Source organism: Chryseobacterium cucumeris (assembly GCF_016775705.1).
GTDB classification, from domain to species: Bacteria; Bacteroidota; Bacteroidia; order Flavobacteriales; family Weeksellaceae; genus Chryseobacterium; species Chryseobacterium cupriresistens.
On sequence record NZ_CP068760.1, the window covers coordinates 2,428,670 to 2,447,806 of the forward strand.

Here is a 19,137-nt window from a genome sequence, read left to right on the forward strand (position 1 = left end):
ACATGCTGGAATTACTAGTCGCAATATATGCCGGGATTTGCTGGCTTCTCATTAAAAAATTAAAATTGATCCCGTGGACATTTACCACACAGGTAATAGTGTATTCACTGCCTATTTTCGGATCTATCGCCTTGATATTGAGTTTAAATTATTACTGTCCCATTACCTCTGACGTAAAGGTAGGAAACAGAAGTGTGGATATCACCACACAGGTTTTGGGAAAGGTAAAAAAAGTATATGTAAGTACCAACCAGGAAGTAAAAAAGGGAGATACTTTATTTATGCTTGACAGGGAGCCCTATTTACAGGAAATTAAATCACTGGAAGCTAAACTGAGCAGTATGAAAGCCACGGTACATTCTTATGATGCAGACATTTCGGCCTCCAGAAAAAATATTACGGCATTACAGTCACAGCTTGATCTTGCCAACAAAAGAGTATCTCAATATCAGGAGCTTGTACAGGCTGGAGCTGCCAACAAATTTGATCTTGAACAGGCGATAACCAATGTACGTGATCTGCAATCCCGAATCAGTGCTGCACAGTCACAACAGCAGTCTTTGGAAACAAAATCCAATGCTTCTTATGGTGGAGAAAATTCATCAGTGTCTGAGATCCAGGCTAAGCTGGAACAGGCTAAATGGAATCTCTCCCAAACCGTTGTTCTGGCACCTACGGATGGTGTGATTCCGAATGTTCAGCTGAATGAGGGAGCTATTATGGCACCCTTCAAATCTGCATTTGTTCTGATTCAGAAACAGCAGTCAGTCATTGGATTTTTTGCTCAGAATGAGCTTGAAACCGTAAAAAAAGGAGATGAAGTGGAACTTGCACTTAAAACAGAGCCGGGAAAAGTGGTAAAGGCCAAACTTGAATACGTCATTGATGCTACCAGCCAGGGGATCATGAATAATGCAGGAGGAATGCTGGGCGGAAATGGTTCTACAGCCGGACTTCCTGATACGGCAAGACAATTGCCGGAAACCGATGGAAAGCTTATTGCCAAATTTGTACTGGAAGATAATCAGAAACAGCTTACAGTGGGAGCAAGAGGAACTGCAGTTATTTATTCTGATCATATTAAACCTCTTCATCTTATCAGAAAAGTAATGGTGCGTATCAACAGCAAAATCAACTTCCTGATTCCTAAACTTCATTAACATGTATAAAAAGTTAATTTTAGTGAGCATACTTGCTGGATCTTTAAGCTCCTGCATCGGTTATAAAGAAGCTACGAAGGAAAATATAGATCAGCTTAAAGAAAAGAGTGAAATTGCTACTCATCTACAAATTCCGGATGACTGGATTTTTGACAGAAAAGCAGATTCAAAATCAATTTCCTACGACTGGATCAATGATCTTAAAACCTCACAGCTGGAAGCCCTGGTTAAAGAAGGAATGTTATACAATGCAGATCTTATTATTGCCAGAGAAAAGCTTAACCAGATTGAGCTGGCAATGGAAATTGCCGGAAGCGACCTTTATCCGAGCGTAAGTGCTGTAGCCAACACTTCGAATAATCTGGTCAGTGGCAGCCAGGTTCAGCGCCTTGCGTTAAAAGCCAATTGGGAAATTGACCTTTGGGGTAAAAATAAATCTTCACAGATGGCCGGCACCAGCAGTTATTTTTCTGCAAAACATCAGAATACACTGCTGCATCAGTCTATTGCAGGAATGATTGCCAAAGCTTATTTTCTGAATATTGCAGGAAACATTCAGGAAAATAAGATTGAAAGCTATATTCAGAAGACCAAAGACCTGGAAAAGCTCTACATCATTCAAAAGAAAGTTGGAACGGCAAATGCTATTGATGTGTCCAATATTTCTGCTGAAATTATTTCCCTGCAGGGTTATCTTGAAAAGATTAAAAATGCCAATATGCAGTCGAGAAGGTCTCTGGAGCTTCTTACCGGAAAGTATCCGGAGGGAAAACTGGCAACCCAGAATTTCTTTAATTCTGTAAAAAGCAGTATTCCTGAATCTTTTCCTCTGGAACTTCTTGAAAACCGATCAGACATACAGGCAAGTCATTTCCAGATCGAAAAGGCTTTTTATGAAGTACAGGAAGCTAAAGCGGCAAGACTTCCTTCATTAAGTATCAGTTCTTCACTTGGTAGTGCCGGAAGTAATGTGGAATCCATTAATTCTTTATTTTCCAATCCATTAATAAAAGTGGGAGGAGGATTAGTTTCTCCCCTGTTCAACGGTGGAAAGCTTAAAAAGAATGTGGAAGTAAAAAATTCCCAGCAAAAACAGGTTGTTGAAGAATATTCAAAAGCTGTTCTGAATGCACTGAACGAAGTGGAATCATCTTTAGCTAATCTCCGTTCTATTGAAAGACAGATGGCTTATACAACCAACGCTGTCAATGAAGTGAAAAACAATATTTCTCTAACTGAGAAACAAATAAAGGTCGGTACCAGCAACAGTTTTGTACTGATCCGTAAACAAAGGGATCTTTTGAAAAATGAAATGAACCTCATCAATCTGGAACTTCAGTACAGAATAGAGCGTATTAATCTTTATATGGCTTTAGGTGCGGAGAACTTTATTTATTCATAATTTTTATACTTGGAGAGACTGCAGAAATACTCTGCAGTCTTTTTTATAATTTATAAGGCATCAATGAGGCAATTTGTCTCTGAAATATCCATATACCCATGTTCCGGCAATAGCGCTCAGTAAGGTAACAGATACGGCTAAAGCACCTGTTCCGATCTGAGCAAAAAGAGGCCCTGGACAGGCTCCGGTAATGGCCCAGCCAAAACCAAAAATCAATCCACCGTAAATCTGACCTTTATTAAACTTTTTAGGTGCCAGAGTAATAGGTTCCCCATACATTGTTTTTATTTTAAATTTTTTAATCAGCCACACTGAAATCATTCCCACCAATACAGCACTTCCAATAATTCCGTACATATGGAAAGACTGCAGACGGAACATTTCCTGTATCCTGAACCAGCTGATCACTTCTGCTTTCACAAAAATAATCCCGAAAATAATTCCAGCGGCGAGGTATTTCAGATTGTGATACCATGGATGGTTAGCCGTACTTTCGTTTACACAAGTGGTATATATATTTTGTTCTTTTTCTTTGATCATAATGTAATTCTCTTTTTAAATTATACTTATAGGGAAAGGATGATAGGCAAAATAAGGTTAGCCATTAAAAAGCCACCGATCATAAAACAGACTGTTGCCACCAAAGAAGGCCACTGTAAGTTGGAAAGTCCCATGATTGCATGTCCGCTGGTGCATCCTCCTGCGTATCTTGTTCCGAAACCAACCAAAAACCCACCCACTACCATCATAATAAATCCTCTAAGGGTCAACAGGCTTTCGAAATTCATCAGTTGTAACGGGACCAGATTGTTGTAAGCTGTAATTCCGTAGCCCGCCAGCTCAGCTTTCAGATTGGGATTCACTGTTATTTCATTAGGGTTCACCAAAAAATGGACAGCAATCAGTCCTCCGAAGAAAATTCCCAGGACAAAAAACAGATTCCAGGCTTCTTTTTTCCAGTCGTATCTGAAAAAATTCACATTGGCAGGGACACAGGCGGCACAGATATGCCTCAGTGAGGAACTGATTCCAAAGGATTTATTTCCCATAATCAATAAGGCTGGCACGGTAAGCCCGATCAACGGACCTGCAATATACCATGGCCAGGGTTCTTTTATAATCTCCAACATCTTTTTTATTTATTTAAAATTTTAGTCTGACATACAAAATCACTTTTCGGAATATCTGTAGACGCAATGGCTTTAAAACCTCCTTCAATTTCTGAAAAATTCCTGTAGCCTCTTGCCTGAAGGATACTCGCTGCCATTGTACTTCTGTAACCGCTACCACAATGCATGTAGAAATGTTCTGTTGGTTTTATCTTATGAATCCAATCATTGATATAGGCCAGAGGTTTGCTGTAAGCTTCATTAATATGTTCTGCATTGTATTCACTTTCTTTTCTTATATCAATAATTTTCGCTTCTTTTCCTTTGATTTCACTTTCAAACTGTTCTGCAGAGATGCGATTGACAAGGTCTGTTTCCTTTCCGCTTTTTTTCCAGCTTTCAAAACCTCCGTCCAGAAAACCTAAAATATGATCGAATCCTACTCTGCTCAAACGGGTTACCGCTTCTTCTTCATATCCTTTTTCAGTAACCAGTAGAATAGGCTGGCTGACATCAGCAATTAAAGCGCCTACCCACGGGGCAAAATCACCATCCAATCCTATATTGATAGACTGTGGGATAAAACCTTTGGCAAATTCACGGTTGGATCTTACATCTAAAATCAAAGCACCTGAGGCTTCAGCAATTTCCTCAAACTGTTCAGGAGAAAGAGCGTGCAACCCTTTTGAAAGTACTTCATCAAAACTACTGTACCCTTTTTTATTCATCATCACATTCATTCCGAAATAAGCTGGTGGAGGTAAAAGACCATCCGTTACTTCTTTTATAAAGCTCTGTCTGTCCTTTTGATTCAGGGCATAATTGGTTCTTTTTTGATTCCCCAAAGTATCTACTGTTTCTTTCTGCATATTTTTACCGCAGGCTGAACCGGCTCCATGAGCTGGATACACCGTAATATCATTATCTAAAGGCAAAATCTTATTGTATAGACTATCATATAAGAGTCCCGCCAGCTCTTCCTGCGTCATATTGGCTCCTTTCTGTGCGAGATCAGGACGCCCCACATCCCCGAGGAATAAGGTATCACCACTAAAAAGGGCCTTTTCAACACCGTTTTCGTCAATCAACAGAAAGCATGTGCTTTCAAGAGTGTGTCCCGGCGTGTGAAGAACCTTAATTTTAATGTCTCCGATTTCAAATATCTGTTCATCCTCTACAATGATGGCATCAAACTCCGGATGGGCTGTCGGACCATAAACAATCGGAGCTCCCGTTTTATGGCTTAAATCCAGATGTCCGCTTACGAAATCTGCGTGAAAATGGGTTTCAAAGATGTATTTCAATTTTACTCCATCTTCTTTCAGTCTGTTGATATAAGGCTGTGTTTCTCTTAAAGGATCAATAATAGCAGCTTCTCCTGCTGAGGTAATATAGTAAGCACCCTGAGCAAGACATCCTGTATAAATCTGTTCTATTTTCATTGTATTTTATTCTTTATTCTGTTATCTGATACAAATTTCCTGCTTTGCTTTTTCCTGTACAGCTACTTTTGTTACACAAGAAAATTAAAGAAAGACTTCTTTCGTAATGATATAAATACCCATGATCAGGATAAACCACCCAAATGCAGGTTTCAGTTTTTTGCCGTCTATCTTTTTTGATAGTTTTGAGCCCATTATAATTCCTGCAACAGCAATCACCGTAATAGAAACCAGCAGTTTCCATTCTATTTTCACCTGGTTTACTGAAGAGAGGAAACCGATTAAAGAATTGAAAGAAATAATCACTAAGGAAGTTCCTATTGCAGTTTTCATGGGCACTTTTAATAGATTCACTAATGCCGGAATGATCATAAAACCGCCTCCAGCTCCCACCAGTCCCGTTAAAATACCAACTATTGAACCCTGTCCGGCTGCCAGAAAAAAATTATTTTCATCCTGAATGTTTTCTAAAGTTTCTTTTGAGGAATTGCTTTTAATCATTTTATAGGAAGCAAGAATCATCAAACAGGCAAAAACCAGTAATAAAAAAATGTTCCTGGTAATGGTAAAATTGTGTATTTGAAGTATTTCTACAGGAATCAGAGGAAGAATATATTGTCTTGTCAGAAAAATCGAGATTACCGAAGGTATTCCGAACACCAGCGCCATTTTAAAATTGACCAGTCCTTTTTTAAAATACGATGCAGAACCTGCAATACTGCTCATCCCCACTATAAAGAGGGAATATTCTGTTGCCAGAAAAGCATCGATCCCAAAGAGATAAACGAGTACAGGAACCGTGAGAATACTTCCTCCTCCTCCGATTAACCCCAGAGAAATACCTATTAAAACTGCCGCTGTATATCCTATAATTTCCATTTCTATTCAAATAATTCTGATGCAAAAATGGGAATATGAATGAAAGTCTACAGCTACTTTTGTTACATAAGGAGATTTTTAAACACGAATAATTTCACAAAGGACACAAAGAATTTAGCGTAATTCTGCTTCTTTGAGATTGCTTCACCTTTGGTTCGCAATGACTTTAACTACCCCGTCAAAAATTCTTTGAACTTTTGCCACCCTTCCAAGAAAGGGAAATATGAGTATTTTTGATTAAATTGAGAGAGAATTTATGAGTTCAGGGCTTTCAGGAGGGTAATTTTATTTCTGCCTAACATGAGTTTTCCGTCTTCTTCCAGTTGCTTCAAAAGTCTTGACACCACTACTCTTGCGGTTCCCAGCTCATTGGCAAGCTGCTCATGAGTGGTATGAATCGTTTCAGAGCCGGTGAGTTCAGATTTTTTCTGCAATAGGTTGAGAAGTCTTTCGTCTACTTTTTTGAAAGCGATGGCATTGATGATATCTAATAGCTCTTCAAATCTTTTATGATACAGTCTGAAGATATAATCCAGCCATTCCGGATGATCTTTGATGAATAAAGATACTTTGTCTACGGGTAAGAAAAGTATTTCTGCATCCTCTTCTATCTCTGCTTTTACAATGCTTTTTTCATTATGCATACCGCCCAGAAAAGACATGATACAGCTTTCTCCGGCTTTGATGTAGTATAATAAAATTTCACGTCCGTCTTCTTCTGTTCTGATCACTTTCAGCATTCCTTTCATCACAATAGGAATGGAACGGATGGAAGCATTTTCATCTAGAATAATATCTCCTTGATGGTAATTCTTCGTTATACCATATTGATACAGTTTTTCTACCAATTCTGGTGATGATGAGAATTCTGAAGAAAGTATCGTGTCGTTCTGCATTTTTTTATTCTAATTTACGCCAATTTCATCAACAAACAACCATGCTTTGGAATCTGCACCAGGATTTCCTGCCGGAATAATGCCTGCATTTTCAATAGTTACTTTCAGGTATTTCGCGTTCTGCGTTCCTACATTCACTTTGATTTTTCCGCCGGCCTTCTGAATTTCAGGCGTGCCGATCTCTTTAATCAGTTTGAAGTTCTTATTATCATCAGAAACAAAAATCTTTGCAGATTTAGCCAGATGAATCCAGCTTCCTTTATTTTCAAGGGTATTGAAATACACTTCTGAAAAAGTTGTTTTCTGCCCCAAATCTATTGTTGCCACTACATCTTTTCCCTGAAAGCCCAGCCATGTTTTACCCAGTTGTTTTACATTTCCGATAATACCATCTACTAAGGTGAAAGCACCTCCAAAAGAATAGTTTTCGCTAGGTTGTTGTTCTAAAGTTATCTTTTTTCCGGTAGTCTTTGAAATGGTAAATTGCTGTGTAGACACGGCACTTTTCAACTGCCCCTCTTCAAAATAAGCTGATTTAATGGTTAAAGAATTAGGAATCTCAACTGCCGTCTGATACGTTTTAGAATTGATGGAAGGGTTCGTTCCATCCAGCGTATATCGGATACCGTTTGAATTCTGCGAAGTAGACAGTTCATAAGCAATTCCGTTATTGGAAGGAATTACTTTTCCGGTGATGTTATAAATGCTTCTGGCATAGTTGACCTTCATACCATCCAGAACTTTAAACTGGTTAATCACTCTGTTTTCAAATTCTTTATAGTTTTTAGGATCTGAGGTTCCCCATCCCACTTCAGAAAGTGCCATTAATCTTGGGAAAATCATGTACTGTACCTGCTTAAAATCTAAAATATATTCTGTCCACAGATTCGCCTGAACACCCATGATGTACTTAGCCTGCTCTGTATTCAGTTCGGAAGGAACAGGATTGTAAGCGTATACTTTTTCTAAGGGCGTAAATCCTCCAAAAGCATTAGGTTCAGACTGTGGATCTCCCTGATAATGGTCAAAATAACAGTAGGCACCAGGAGTCATTACGGCAAAGTGTTTTGATTTTGCAGCTTCAATACCTCCATTCACGCCTGTCCAGCTCATCACAGCAGCGTTAGGAGCTAATCCGCCTTCTAAAATCTCGTCCCAGCCTATGATTTTTCGCCCTTTACTGTTAACATATTTTTCAATCCGATGAATAAAGTAGCTCTGTAAGCCGTGTTCATCTTTTAAATTATTTTTCTTAATCAGCTCCTGGCAGTGTGCACATTCCTTCCATCTTGTTTTCGGGCACTCATCACCTCCAATATGAATGTATCGGGAAGGGAATAATTGGATTACCTCATCAAGAACATTTTCAAGAAACGTAAAAGTTTCATCTTTCGGGCAGAAAACATCATCAAAAACGCCCCATTTTGTAGCAGGTTCAAAAGGACCTTTGGTACATGCCAGTTCAGGATATGCAGACAGTGCGGCCAAAGCATGCCCAGGCATTTCAATTTCAGGGACCACAGTAATGTGTCTGTCCTGAGCATATTTCACCACGTCTTTTATTTGTTCCTGTGTATAAAAATAAGGACCGTAAGGTTTTCCATCAAACGTGTTATCCACATAGGCTCCAATCATGGATTCTTTACGTTTTGAACCGATCTGAGTAAGTTTAGGATATTTTTTGATTTCAATCCTCCATCCCTGATCATCCGTTAAATGCCAATGGAAAGTGTTCAGTTTATACATTGCCAGATAATCTATATACTGCTTCACTTCATCTACTGTGAAAAAGTGGCGGCAGACATCCAGATGCATTCCTCTCCATGCAAATTTCGGCTGGTCTTCGATTTTCATAGCCGGAATATTCTTTCCTTCTTTACACTGTTCAATAAGCTGGATCAAAGTTTGAAGAGCCAGAAAGTATCCTTGTTTAGTGTAAGACTTTATATGTATCTGTTTTGGAGAAATTTCTATGGAGTAATACTCTTTTTTCTGTTCAGAATCTGTTCCTGATGCCTGAGGAATTATAGAATTCGTTAAATGAATCTCACCACCCTTCTTAGCATATTGAAATTCCACCTGAGAACCTATTCTCTTTTTGAAATATTCTGTTTCCTCTTTTGGCAGATCACCACTTAATACGAAAGCTTTTGGTATTGCAAATTCACCCTGTAAAAGTTGAACTTTTTGAGGATAAGGGATTAGATTTAATTTATTTTGGGCAAAAATCATGTTTGAAATCAATACAAAGAGTACTAGAAAAGTCCGTATCATGAGATGGGGTTAAGGTTTGAGCTAAGATAATTATTTTTCAAAACTCTTTGAGCCTTTTTAAAAACAAATTAAATACCCAATTTCAGACTCCTGTAAAATGAATAATTTACAGTTTGCAATCATTCTATATAGATATTATTCTATTAAATATGGGATATTGTGGTTTGCTTTTTGATCAATTTAGTCGACTTAAAAAAATTAAAGGTTTAAATTTGTAAAAAAAGAAGATGAAAAAAAATATTTTTCTGGCAGCCACTTTATTATTTTCTTTATCAGCTCAGGCACAAATTTTTGATATTATAAAATCTGCTGTTAAAGACAAAACAGGTGTAGATCTTAATGCTCCTGTTAAAAATAATGGTACGGTAACTTCTACTAAGACGACGACTACCACTTCAGGTAATTCATCTGCCAATATTGGAAACCTTACTTCAAGTCAGATTTCTTCAGGATTAAAAGAGGCCTTAAGTATGGGCGTAACGGATGGAGTAAAAAAACTAGCGGTAACGGATGGTTTTTTCAAGAATGAAGCCGTAAAGATTTTAATGCCTGAAAAATTAAGAAAAATTGATACAACACTACGTTCCATCGGAATGGGAAGCCTTGCTGACGAAGGCGTAAAATTGTTAAACAGAGCTGCTGAAGATGCCGTAACAGAAGCTGCACCTATTTTTACAAATGCTATTACTTCTATGACGATTACAGATGCCAAAAACATTTTATTAGGGAGTAATAACGCCGCAACAAGTTATCTTCAGGGAAAAACCCAGACTCAGCTGTTCAATGCCTTTCAACCCAAAGTAAAAGCTTCTTTAGGGAAAGTAGGTGCTGACACCCTTTGGAAAAACCTGATTTCAAAATACAATACGTTTACCGGACAGGCTGTTACTACAGATCTTAACGAATATGTTACTACAGAAACCATTAATGGAGTTTTTAAAATGGTAGCAGATAAGGAAAGCGGAATCAGAAATACACCTGCCATGAGAACTACAAGTATTTTGCAGAAGGTTTTTGGAGCGCAGGATGGGAAATAAATAAGATTAGACTAAATATACAAAAGCTGTTTCATGATGAAGCAGTTTTTTTATGTTTAATTTCTTTTGTCTTGAAACAAAAGAAACAAAAGTTCAAGACCTGGACCTCTCCGCTAAAAATAAGTCCTGTTCTCTAAAAATTCTAAACTTGCGCGAATCATTATTTCTTTATCGGTTCTGATTTTGCCTCGCGCTTCGGACAGGAGAATTTTCTTAACGTTCACAGGATTTATTTTTTTTGACGCTGCGAGTTCCGATGTCGGAGTTAAAGTCAGCTATATAACTATTTGTCTGGACCTTAATGATAATAACAATGTTTTTTGTTGACCTGATTTCTTTTGTCCTAAAACAAAAGAAACAAAAATTCAAGACCTGGAGCTCTCCACTAAAAATAAATCCTGTTCTCTAAAAATTCTAAACTTGCGCGAAATCATTATTTCTTTATCGGTTCTGATTTTGCCTCGCGCTTCGGACAAAAGAATTTTCTTAACGTTCACAGGACTTATTTTTTTGACACTGCGAGTTCCGATGTCGTCTTTAAAAAGTTTCGGCCTCACTTTGTGAGGCCGAAACTTTATATTGTTATTTAGAATTAGAACTGCATTTCAGGAATTTCCCCTTCGATGATAAGATCTGCTTCTGTTGCTTTAATAATGTCTTCTACCGAAACGCCAGGTGCTCTTTCCACCAGCTTGAATCCTGCCGGAGTTACATCCAGAACGGCTAATTCAGTAACTACTTTTTTCACACAGTTTACGCCAGTTAAAGGAAGTGTACATTTCTTAAGGATTTTACTTTCTCCTGCTTTATTTACGTGCATCATGGCTACAATGATATTTTCAGCAGAAGCTACAAGGTCCATTGCACCCCCCATTCCTTTCACCATTTTTCCGGGAATTTTCCAGTTGGCAATATCTCCGTTTTCCGAAACTTCCATTGCTCCAAGAATGGTAAGGTCTACTTTCTGACCACGAATCATCCCGAAACTGAAGGCTGAATCAAAAAATGAACCTCCTTCCAGAATAGTAATAGTCTGTTTTCCGGCATTGATGATATCAGCATCTTCTTCTCCTTCGAAAGGAAAAGGCCCCATACCCAATACTCCGTTTTCACTCTGGAATTCTACGGAAATACCTTCCGGAACATAGTTGGCAACCAAAGTAGGAATTCCAATTCCCAGGTTTACATAATAACGATCTTTCAGTTCTTTTGAAATTCTTTTGGCAATTTGTTCTTTTGTAAGCATAATAAAAACTTAGACTGCAATTTAATTATTTTCACTTGAATACAAAAGAGCTTTGTTGTATTCAACAATTAACACTGTTAGTTAAAATAATATCTGTAATTTTGTTCTATTATTTTTTAATAGAATGAAAATACTTTTTAGATATCTAAAACCTTATCAGTGGCTGATAATCATCTCTTTATTTTTGGCTACTGTCAATCAGGTTTTTTCTTTATTTGCTCCGGCGATCACAGGAAATATCCTTGATCAGCTGGTTACCCATCCCAACTTTTTTGATAAAGAAAAGCTATTGCCCAGAAGCCTGAATGAATATTTATACGGAAGTTCTGTATATCATGGGGCTTTTTACTTCTTGGGGCTTCTTATCGGAACTGCAATGGTGAGCAGAATTGCCAAAGCTTTTCAGGATTATGTAGTCAGTGTGATTACTCAAAAGTTTGGAGCGAAAATATTTACAGACGGTTTAAAACACTCTATGGCACTTCCCTACCAGGAATTTGAAGACCAGAGAAGCGGTGAAACGCTGTCTATTTTAACAAAAGTAAGAGAAGATACTGTAAAATTCATCACGAATTTCATTAATATTTTCTTCGGAATTCTCGTCAGTATTATTTTCGTTTCCGTGTATGCGATCCGTTTACACTGGTCTATTATGCCGGTTTATATCTGCGGAATTTTCTTTATTGCCATTGTTACCAATTTATTGAGTAAGAGAATCAAAGTGATCCAGAAAAATATCGTAACGGAAACCACCGCTTTAGCCGGAAGTACTACTGAAAGTCTTAGAAACATTGAAATTGTTAAAAGTTTAGGATTAACCAATCAGGAAGTAATCCGTTTAAATAACAATACGTATAAGATTCTTGGCCTTGAACTGAGAAAGGTAAAAAGCATCCGTTCTTTGAGCTTTATTCAGGGAACAATGGTCAATTTTCTTCAGCAGATGATTACGTTGACTTTATTGTATTTAATTTTTAAGAATATTGTTACACCAGGTCAGTATTTATCTCTAATGTTTTATGGTTTCTTTATTTTCGGGCCAATGCAGGAAATTGGAAACATTATTATTTCTTATCGTGAAGCAGAAGCTTCTCTTCAGAATTTTGACCGTTTGATGAAAAAAGAAGTGGAAGAAAAGCCGCTTCACCCAAAACAAATCGGGGCTATTGAGGAACTGGAATTCAAACATGTTTCATTCAAGCATCAGTCTGCACAGTATAAAGCTTTAAATAACATTTCTTTTGATCTTAAAAACGGTGAGACCATTGCTTTTGTGGGACCGAGCGGTTCCGGAAAAAGTACCCTGGTAAAACTATTGGTTGGATTGTACAGACCTCAGGAAGGGAATATTTTTTACAATGGAATCAATGGAAAGGAATTTGATTTTGATGAGCTGAGAAATCAGATTGGTTTTGTAACACAGGATACCCAGTTATTTGCAGGAACTATTAAAGAAAACCTTCTTTTCGTTAACCCTTCAGCTACTGAAGAAGAACTGGCCGTTGCTTTACAGAAATCAAGCTGTACAGCATTATTGGAAAGAGCAGAAAAAGGAATCGAAACCGTTATCGGAGAAGGCGGTCTGAAACTTAGTGGTGGTGAAAAACAAAGAATTGCCATTGCAAGAGCTCTTTTAAGAAAACCTCATCTTTTGATTTTTGATGAAGCCACTTCTGCTCTGGACAGTATTACCGAAGAAGAAATCACTACGACGATCAAAGATATTTCGAAAGAAAGGGAACAGATCACCGTCCTGATTGCGCATCGTTTAAGTACGATTATGCATGCTGATAAAATTTATGTTCTTGAACGCGGACAGATTGTAGAAACGGGTTCTCACGCCAATCTCATTGACGAAAAAGGGTTGTACTACGCCATGTGGAGACAACAGATCGGAGAAAGAAAAACACTTACTCCCCAGGCATAAAAAAAGCGCTGAATCGATGTTCAGCGCTTTTTGTTTTTATTGTTTTGAAATTATTCTTTAGTTCTTACAGTTCTCTGCTCAATTCTTTTTTCAAATTTTTCTCCCTGGAAAATTCTCTGAACCATGATTCCCGGAATATGAATTTCGTTCGGATCTAATTGTCCCGGTTCTACCAGTTCTTCTACCTCAGCAATGGTAATCTTTGCAGCACCTGCCATTGGGTGGTTGAAGTTTCTTGCAGATCCCTTGAAAATAAGATTTCCTGCATGATCGCCTTTCCATGCTTTTACGATAGAAAAGTCTGCATCGTATGCATGCTCCAGAATATGAGGTTTTCCTTTGAATTCTTTTACCTCTTTACCTTCTGCTACTTCAGTTCCATACCCTGCAGGTGTATAAAATGCCGGAATTCCGGCCTGGGCAGCTCTGCATTTTTCAGCTAAAGTTCCCTGAGGAGTAAGTTCTACATCCAATTCACCTGAAAGCATCTGTCTTTCAAACTCAGCATTTTCTCCTACATAAGAAGAGATCATTTTCTTAATCTGTCTTTTGTGAAGCAGTAATCCTAATCCGAAATCATCTACTCCTGCATTGTTTGAAATACAGGTAAGATCTTTCACATCGCTTTCCACCAAAGCATTGATTGAGTTTTCAGGAATACCACAAAGTCCGAATCCGCCAAGCATCAGTGTCATTCCATCATTAATTCCTTCGATGGCCTCCTTTGCATTTTTTACTCTTTTATCTATCATGAAATATTAGATTTTTCTGTTGGCTAAATTTAATAAATTTTCTTGTATATCCTATGAGTGGAAAGATTACTGAATTTAATACATTTTTAAAAATCGATCTGAAACTTTTAAAAACATCATAATCAAAACATTATATCAAAAACTGAACAAGTCTGTTCATTTTTTATCTTATTTCTCATCAATTTCATCTATATTTGCCCTCTCAAAGCCGGAAATACTGTTTTTCAGTTCCGACGGAAATTTAAACACAACTTTAATGTAGAAATTATTTTATGGCAGATTACTACTGTCCTCATCACTTCTTTTGATCTCTATAAAGGTCTCTTTCAATATCTGCCATCTCACTAATCATATAAAAATATCAAAGCTTACATAAAAACATGAAAAAATTATTTACCTCAGCATTACTTGCACTGATACTCAGCATCAATGTATGCGCACAGGAAAAAACGTATTTCGATGAAAACTGGGAAAAAACTACTCAGGACAATATGGAATATTACCGTGAAACGATTCCTAAAGGAAAGCTTACTCTTATCAAAGATTTCTATAAGGACGGAAAACTTCAAATGGAAGGACTGGCTTCAGACACCACTCCCAACAGTGAGATTTTTGAGGGAAAAGTAACCTGGTATACTGAAGAAGGAAAGGTTCTGAATTTTGCCACCTATTCCAAAGGACAGCAGATTGGCCCGGCACAGACTTATGATATGAATGGCAGGCTGACAGAAGATGTGGTATATAAAGCTGACGGAAGTTTTTCAGGAAAGATGTTCAGTTATAAGGATGCTGAAGATGGAATGGACTTTAATATTCTGGTCGATTACGAAAACTCAACGCCTGTAAAAACAACCGTTTATGATGATGACATTAAAGGGATCAGAAATGAAACCATCATTGATAAAGACAGTAATACCGAAACAAAATATTACGGTGAAAAAGGAAAATATCTGGGCAGCAACACTACCTCCGGTTCGGGTGAAAATATGGTGGTAGATTACTATTCCAGTCCCATGAGGATCTCTAAGATAGAAAAATACAGAAAGGACGGCAGTGTAAAAGAAGGCGTCATTTATAGCAAAAGCGGAAAGATCTTACAGGAACAGAAAATGAATAAAAAAGATGGCTATAAAACCACTTATGATGAGTCGGGTAAAAAAATAGCCCATCTGGTATACCAATATGATAAGGAAAATGATGTTTATAATCCAATGGACGGGGATGATTACCATCTGGCTTATGAATATTCACAGATTTCCTCTATTGATACTTATGAAAAAGGCTCAAAGGTAACCAGTAAATATTTTGATGAAGACGGAAAGTTATCCTCAGAGCAATTTTTAAAAGATGATCTTATCCAGGAAATTAAATATTATTCCCCGGATGGAAAGCTAAAATCTACATTAACATACAAAGATGGTATCCCTTATAATGGTACTACCTATGAAGGCTTTAATGAAACAGTTTATAAGGAAGGTATTATTGTAAACATCAAAAACTTTTTTGAAGGTGACAATACGAAGCTAAGTTTTGAAAAAAAGCTGAACGCCAAACAAACAGGCTATGATGCAACTGTTTATGACCCCAAAGGCACTATTTTATATACATTTACACAACCGATCAGTGAAGATGGGGATGATTATTCCTTTACAGCACAAATCACACAGTATGTAAAGGGGAAGCCTGCCAATAAGTCTTCTGTAAAAGCAGGTGTTATTCAAAGCGGAAAAATCAGAATAAAAACATGGGATGGAGCTAAAGAACTTGAACGCAGCGGGAAATGGATCTTGTTAAAGCTTTATAATATGGATGGGAAGCTCATTCAGGAAACTAAAACACTGGCCGATACTCAGGAGGAAAATGCTTCTGCTGAAAACCCGACGCTGATTAACGAGGATGATCTGCATCATTTATTTGACTAATTACCACAACTATATATCAAAGACGGTTTCATTTTTTTGGAACCGTTTTTTGTTTAACCACAAACGGGCACAGATTTTCACAGATAATTATGGAAAATTATACTTTTTACATCCATAAAAAAGAGGCTATCATTGCTGACAGCCTCTTCATTATAATTGTGTTTTAATTTACTTTACTGAATAATCAGCTTTAAAGTAAACAGTTTTCTTCCGTATACTTTTACATAGTAAACGCCTGCCGGAAGATTTTCATTCACCAAAGAGAAACGTTGGTTATTGATATTTTTCGATACATACAGTAATTCTCCCGAAGCTGAAACCAGCTCGATTTTTTCAATCGGGTAATCACTTTTAATAAAAGTAGGCTGTCCCGGTTTGGTTGGGTTCGGATACAATACTACATTTTTTTCTGTACTTCTGGTTTCTTCAGTTCCCAAAGTAGGTGAAGTTACCTGGAACTGTACCCTGTTTGAAACTTCTGTGTAGGAATCATTGGTAAACATGACCATGTAGTAATTTCCAGGTGTTGCAGGTACTGCTGTTCCCTGAATAGTTTTTGTTCCCTGAGTTATTCCGTCAAAATAGGTATAAGAAACAAAATTATCATCCGGTGTCTGAACACTTTGAGGATAGATTCCCAACCAGTCTTTGATGATTCCCGGAGAATCCGTCCATGAAGCCGTAATATTTTCACCCAAGGTATAAACAGGTTTGTTGATCCAAAGATCTGTAACGATATCTCCTACTTTGAAGAATACCTTCTCCCCGATTCCGTTATATCCGTCTTCCAATAAATACTGAGCATAATAATACCCTTTTGGAAGTCCTGTGAAATTTAATGTTCCTGATGCAGTTGTTACATAGCTCCATTTGATAGAAGGTGTGGTTCCCGGGGTCTGGCCCATTTTATAAATTCCGATCCAGTCTTTCTGTAAGTTGGGTCCGTTTGTAAAATTAATAGTAACGGTTCCTCCTACAGGATACGTATCAGCAGTAGTCTGCAGCTGTACTTTCGGTCCTACATAGAAATTTTTTCTTGGGGCGATTTCCGTATACCCGTTGTTGGCAAAAAATCCTGCAAAATATTGTCCTTTAGCAGCCAGACCATTATTGAAGGTTACTGTTCCAGCAATCTGACCATTCGTATAAATATACCCTTGAGAAGTTGTAGAAGCCGGAGTCTGTCCTTTTTTATAAATTCCTACCCAATCCTGCTGATTTCCGGGACCTCCTGTAAATGTAGCTGTGATAGCTTCATTCTGAGCGTATTCAGTTTTGTTTAAAGTAAATGTAGGATTTGACACTACACTTCCTGTAATTTCGAACTGCTTCACATTACTCCACTCACTCCATTCAAGGTTCCTGTCTCTGTAACGTGTTTTTACATAATAGATTCCGTTGGGGATAGAATTCGCTGCCAATGTTGCTTTGGTGATGTCTACTCCATCATTCAAGTTTTTGGTTTTATCAGGAGTTCCGTTTCCATCTTTTCCGAACCAGTTTTCAAAATCACGGTAAAATTCTTTTTCAATTACAGAAAAGTTTGAGGTTTTACTGATCTGGAACTGTGTTGTATTTAAAAGCTCTCCGTTGGAAGATGAAAATGCACTTCCATTCAATGTTAATGGTAAAGTAATTGGCCCTGAGAAAGTATTTGTAATGGATGGTTTTGCCGGCTTGGGCTGATTTTTATATCTGTGGAAAGAATCTACCAATACATTGTTTTTCTTATTGTAAATTCCACCGATCGAATAACATTCGACATCCACTTTTCCGGTTGGGACATCTACTTCCACAATCTGATAGGTCCAGTCTGTCAATGTTTTCTGAACATCGTCAAAATCCTGTTCATTAGACATTCCCCAATACTGATCCCAGGCTGTTCCTCCGGAAATAATCTGATAATTCGGTGTGTTTTTAAGCTGCCCTCTGTGGTATAAATGATGGTGGGCTCCAACGTGCATTAAATATTTATCAGAAGTTACCAGAAGCGGTACCGCATTTTCTCTTACCCAGGTAGAAATATCTCCTACATACTGCTCAGCCTGATACGGTCTGTGGCTTAAAGAAATAATCCAGTCTACCGTAGAATCATTGTTGGCCGCCGTTAAAATCTGCTGAAGCCATGTCTGTTGTGCTGATCCTGTATGTTCAGAACTTAAACTTACAAATAATACATTTCCTGCCTGCTGGGCATAATAATTCTCATTTCCTGAGCTTATTCCTTTATAACTGATTTCATCAATATAAAAATGAGCATAGTAAGAATTCATTCCCATCGTTCCATAGGTTTCATGGTTTCCCACCGTTGTCTGAATAGGCAGATAAGGTGATAATTTGATATTCTTTTTAAAGTGAACATTTTCATAGTGATCCAATGTACCTACGTCTACCTGGTCACCCACCATAAAAGTAAGCGCAATATTATCTGACGGATCTGAAGCAGCTCCGAATTTTTCCTTGAGTTTTTTATACGCATTCAATGTAAGCGTATCATATCTCGGTTCTGCTTTGATCTGGTTGTCCCCCATAATAAGGAAACGGATCTTTCCATTGGCAGTTACCGCCTGTCCCGGTAAAGGAAGTGTTCTGAAATTATAAACAGCAGACTCGCTTGTTCCGGTTTTGATCTTATAATAATATTTGGTATTCGGCTGAAGGTTGGTAATCTTTGCCGTGTGATAATAATAGCTGTTGTTGTATCCGGTATCCGAGAAGATATTGGTAGTTCCTGTTACCGTCACATTTAAATTTGTTGGAGAATTTCCGTAGATTACTGTTGTTTCATTATTGGAAGCTGTTTTCCAATTGACGATCATAGAATTCGGAGTCGGGTTTTGTAAATAAGGGAACAAAACCTGTCCGAAAGCCATCTGGACCGCGAAACAAAAAAAGAAGAAATAATGTTTCATAATAGTTTTAGTTTTAAAATAACATATAGTTTTAAGTTGTGAATCAGGAATTTAAAAAACCGTTATCCGGATTTTTACTTCGGGCAAAAGTAGAATTCCCATATAAACTCTGTCTAATGGTATTTTAAAGAAACCGTTAATTTTTTAACAAAACCGGAATGAAAAAATTATAGTTTTTA

The 19,137-nt window shown here is 37.6% G+C and carries 14 protein-coding genes; 5 read left to right on the forward strand and 9 right to left on the reverse strand.

Annotated features, from left to right (window positions below; translation table 11 throughout):
* Positions 1-2 precede the first annotated feature (2 nt).
* Positions 3-1,160 carry an HlyD family secretion protein gene (locus JNG87_RS11005; RefSeq protein ID WP_202838487.1) on the forward strand — a complete coding sequence of 386 codons (1,158 nt, stop codon included), beginning with the start codon at positions 3-5 and terminating at the stop codon, positions 1,158-1,160.
* A 22-nt stretch (positions 1,161-1,182) separates the two neighbouring features.
* The gene (locus tag JNG87_RS11010) at positions 1,183-2,562 is read left to right on the forward strand and encodes a TolC family protein (RefSeq protein ID WP_238349565.1); all 1,380 of its coding nucleotides are present in this window, start codon (positions 1,183-1,185) and stop codon (positions 2,560-2,562) included.
* Positions 2,563-2,622: 60 nt separating this feature from the next.
* Here JNG87_RS11010 and JNG87_RS11015 read toward each other — a convergent pair whose 3' ends face one another.
* From JNG87_RS11015 to JNG87_RS11040, 6 genes are all read right to left on the reverse strand, one after another.
* Positions 2,623-3,102 (reverse strand): DUF6691 family protein, encoded by a 480-nt coding sequence (locus JNG87_RS11015; protein ID WP_202838489.1) that lies wholly within the window; start codon positions 3,100-3,102, stop codon positions 2,623-2,625.
* Positions 3,103-3,128: 26 nt separating this feature from the next.
* Positions 3,129-3,692, reverse strand: a complete 564-nt coding sequence (locus JNG87_RS11020; RefSeq protein WP_202838490.1) for a YeeE/YedE family protein — start codon at positions 3,690-3,692, stop codon at positions 3,129-3,131.
* A 5-nt stretch (positions 3,693-3,697) separates the two neighbouring features.
* Complete coding sequence (locus JNG87_RS11025; protein WP_202838491.1) at positions 3,698-5,113, reverse strand: MBL fold metallo-hydrolase; 1,416 nt, start codon at positions 5,111-5,113, stop codon at positions 3,698-3,700.
* 84 nt (positions 5,114-5,197) lie between these two features.
* Entirely contained in the window at positions 5,198-5,992 is a 795-nt protein-coding gene (locus JNG87_RS11030; RefSeq protein ID WP_202838492.1) for a sulfite exporter TauE/SafE family protein, read from the reverse strand.
* Positions 5,993-6,246: 254 nt separating this feature from the next.
* Positions 6,247-6,888, reverse strand: coding sequence for a Crp/Fnr family transcriptional regulator (locus JNG87_RS11035; RefSeq protein ID WP_110009478.1), 642 nt, complete (start codon positions 6,886-6,888; stop codon positions 6,247-6,249).
* A 9-nt stretch (positions 6,889-6,897) separates the two neighbouring features.
* The gene (locus JNG87_RS11040) at positions 6,898-9,120 is read right to left on the reverse strand and encodes a family 20 glycosylhydrolase (RefSeq protein ID WP_238349566.1); all 2,223 of its coding nucleotides are present in this window, start codon (positions 9,118-9,120) and stop codon (positions 6,898-6,900) included.
* Between the two features lie 269 nt (positions 9,121-9,389).
* Here JNG87_RS11040 and JNG87_RS11045 point away from each other — a divergent pair, with 269 nt between their 5' ends.
* On the forward strand, positions 9,390-10,199 hold the full coding sequence (locus tag JNG87_RS11045; RefSeq protein ID WP_202838494.1) for a DUF4197 domain-containing protein: 810 nt from the start codon (positions 9,390-9,392) through the stop codon (positions 10,197-10,199).
* Between the two features lie 592 nt (positions 10,200-10,791).
* Here the strand turns inward: JNG87_RS11045 and JNG87_RS11050 are convergent.
* The gene (locus JNG87_RS11050; RefSeq protein WP_002980639.1) at positions 10,792-11,445 is read right to left on the reverse strand and encodes a CoA transferase subunit B; all 654 of its coding nucleotides are present in this window, start codon (positions 11,443-11,445) and stop codon (positions 10,792-10,794) included.
* Positions 11,446-11,569: 124 nt separating this feature from the next.
* Between JNG87_RS11050 and JNG87_RS11055 the strand changes: the two genes are divergently transcribed.
* Positions 11,570-13,372 carry an ABC transporter ATP-binding protein gene (locus JNG87_RS11055; RefSeq protein WP_202838495.1) on the forward strand — a complete coding sequence of 601 codons (1,803 nt, stop codon included), beginning with the start codon at positions 11,570-11,572 and terminating at the stop codon, positions 13,370-13,372.
* A 50-nt stretch (positions 13,373-13,422) separates the two neighbouring features.
* Here the strand turns inward: JNG87_RS11055 and JNG87_RS11060 are convergent, their stop codons facing one another.
* Positions 13,423-14,124, reverse strand: coding sequence for a CoA transferase subunit A (locus JNG87_RS11060; RefSeq protein ID WP_062671053.1), 702 nt, complete (start codon positions 14,122-14,124; stop codon positions 13,423-13,425).
* Positions 14,125-14,504: 380 nt separating this feature from the next.
* Here JNG87_RS11060 and JNG87_RS11065 point away from each other — a divergent pair, with 380 nt between their 5' ends.
* Positions 14,505-16,046 (forward strand): toxin-antitoxin system YwqK family antitoxin, encoded by a 1,542-nt coding sequence (locus tag JNG87_RS11065; protein ID WP_202838496.1) that lies wholly within the window; start codon positions 14,505-14,507, stop codon positions 16,044-16,046.
* Positions 16,047-16,219: 173 nt separating this feature from the next.
* Here the strand turns inward: JNG87_RS11065 and JNG87_RS11070 are convergent, their stop codons facing one another.
* The gene (locus JNG87_RS11070; protein WP_202838497.1) at positions 16,220-18,958 is read right to left on the reverse strand and encodes a fibronectin type III domain-containing protein; all 2,739 of its coding nucleotides are present in this window, start codon (positions 18,956-18,958) and stop codon (positions 16,220-16,222) included.
* Positions 18,959-19,137 lie beyond the last annotated feature (179 nt).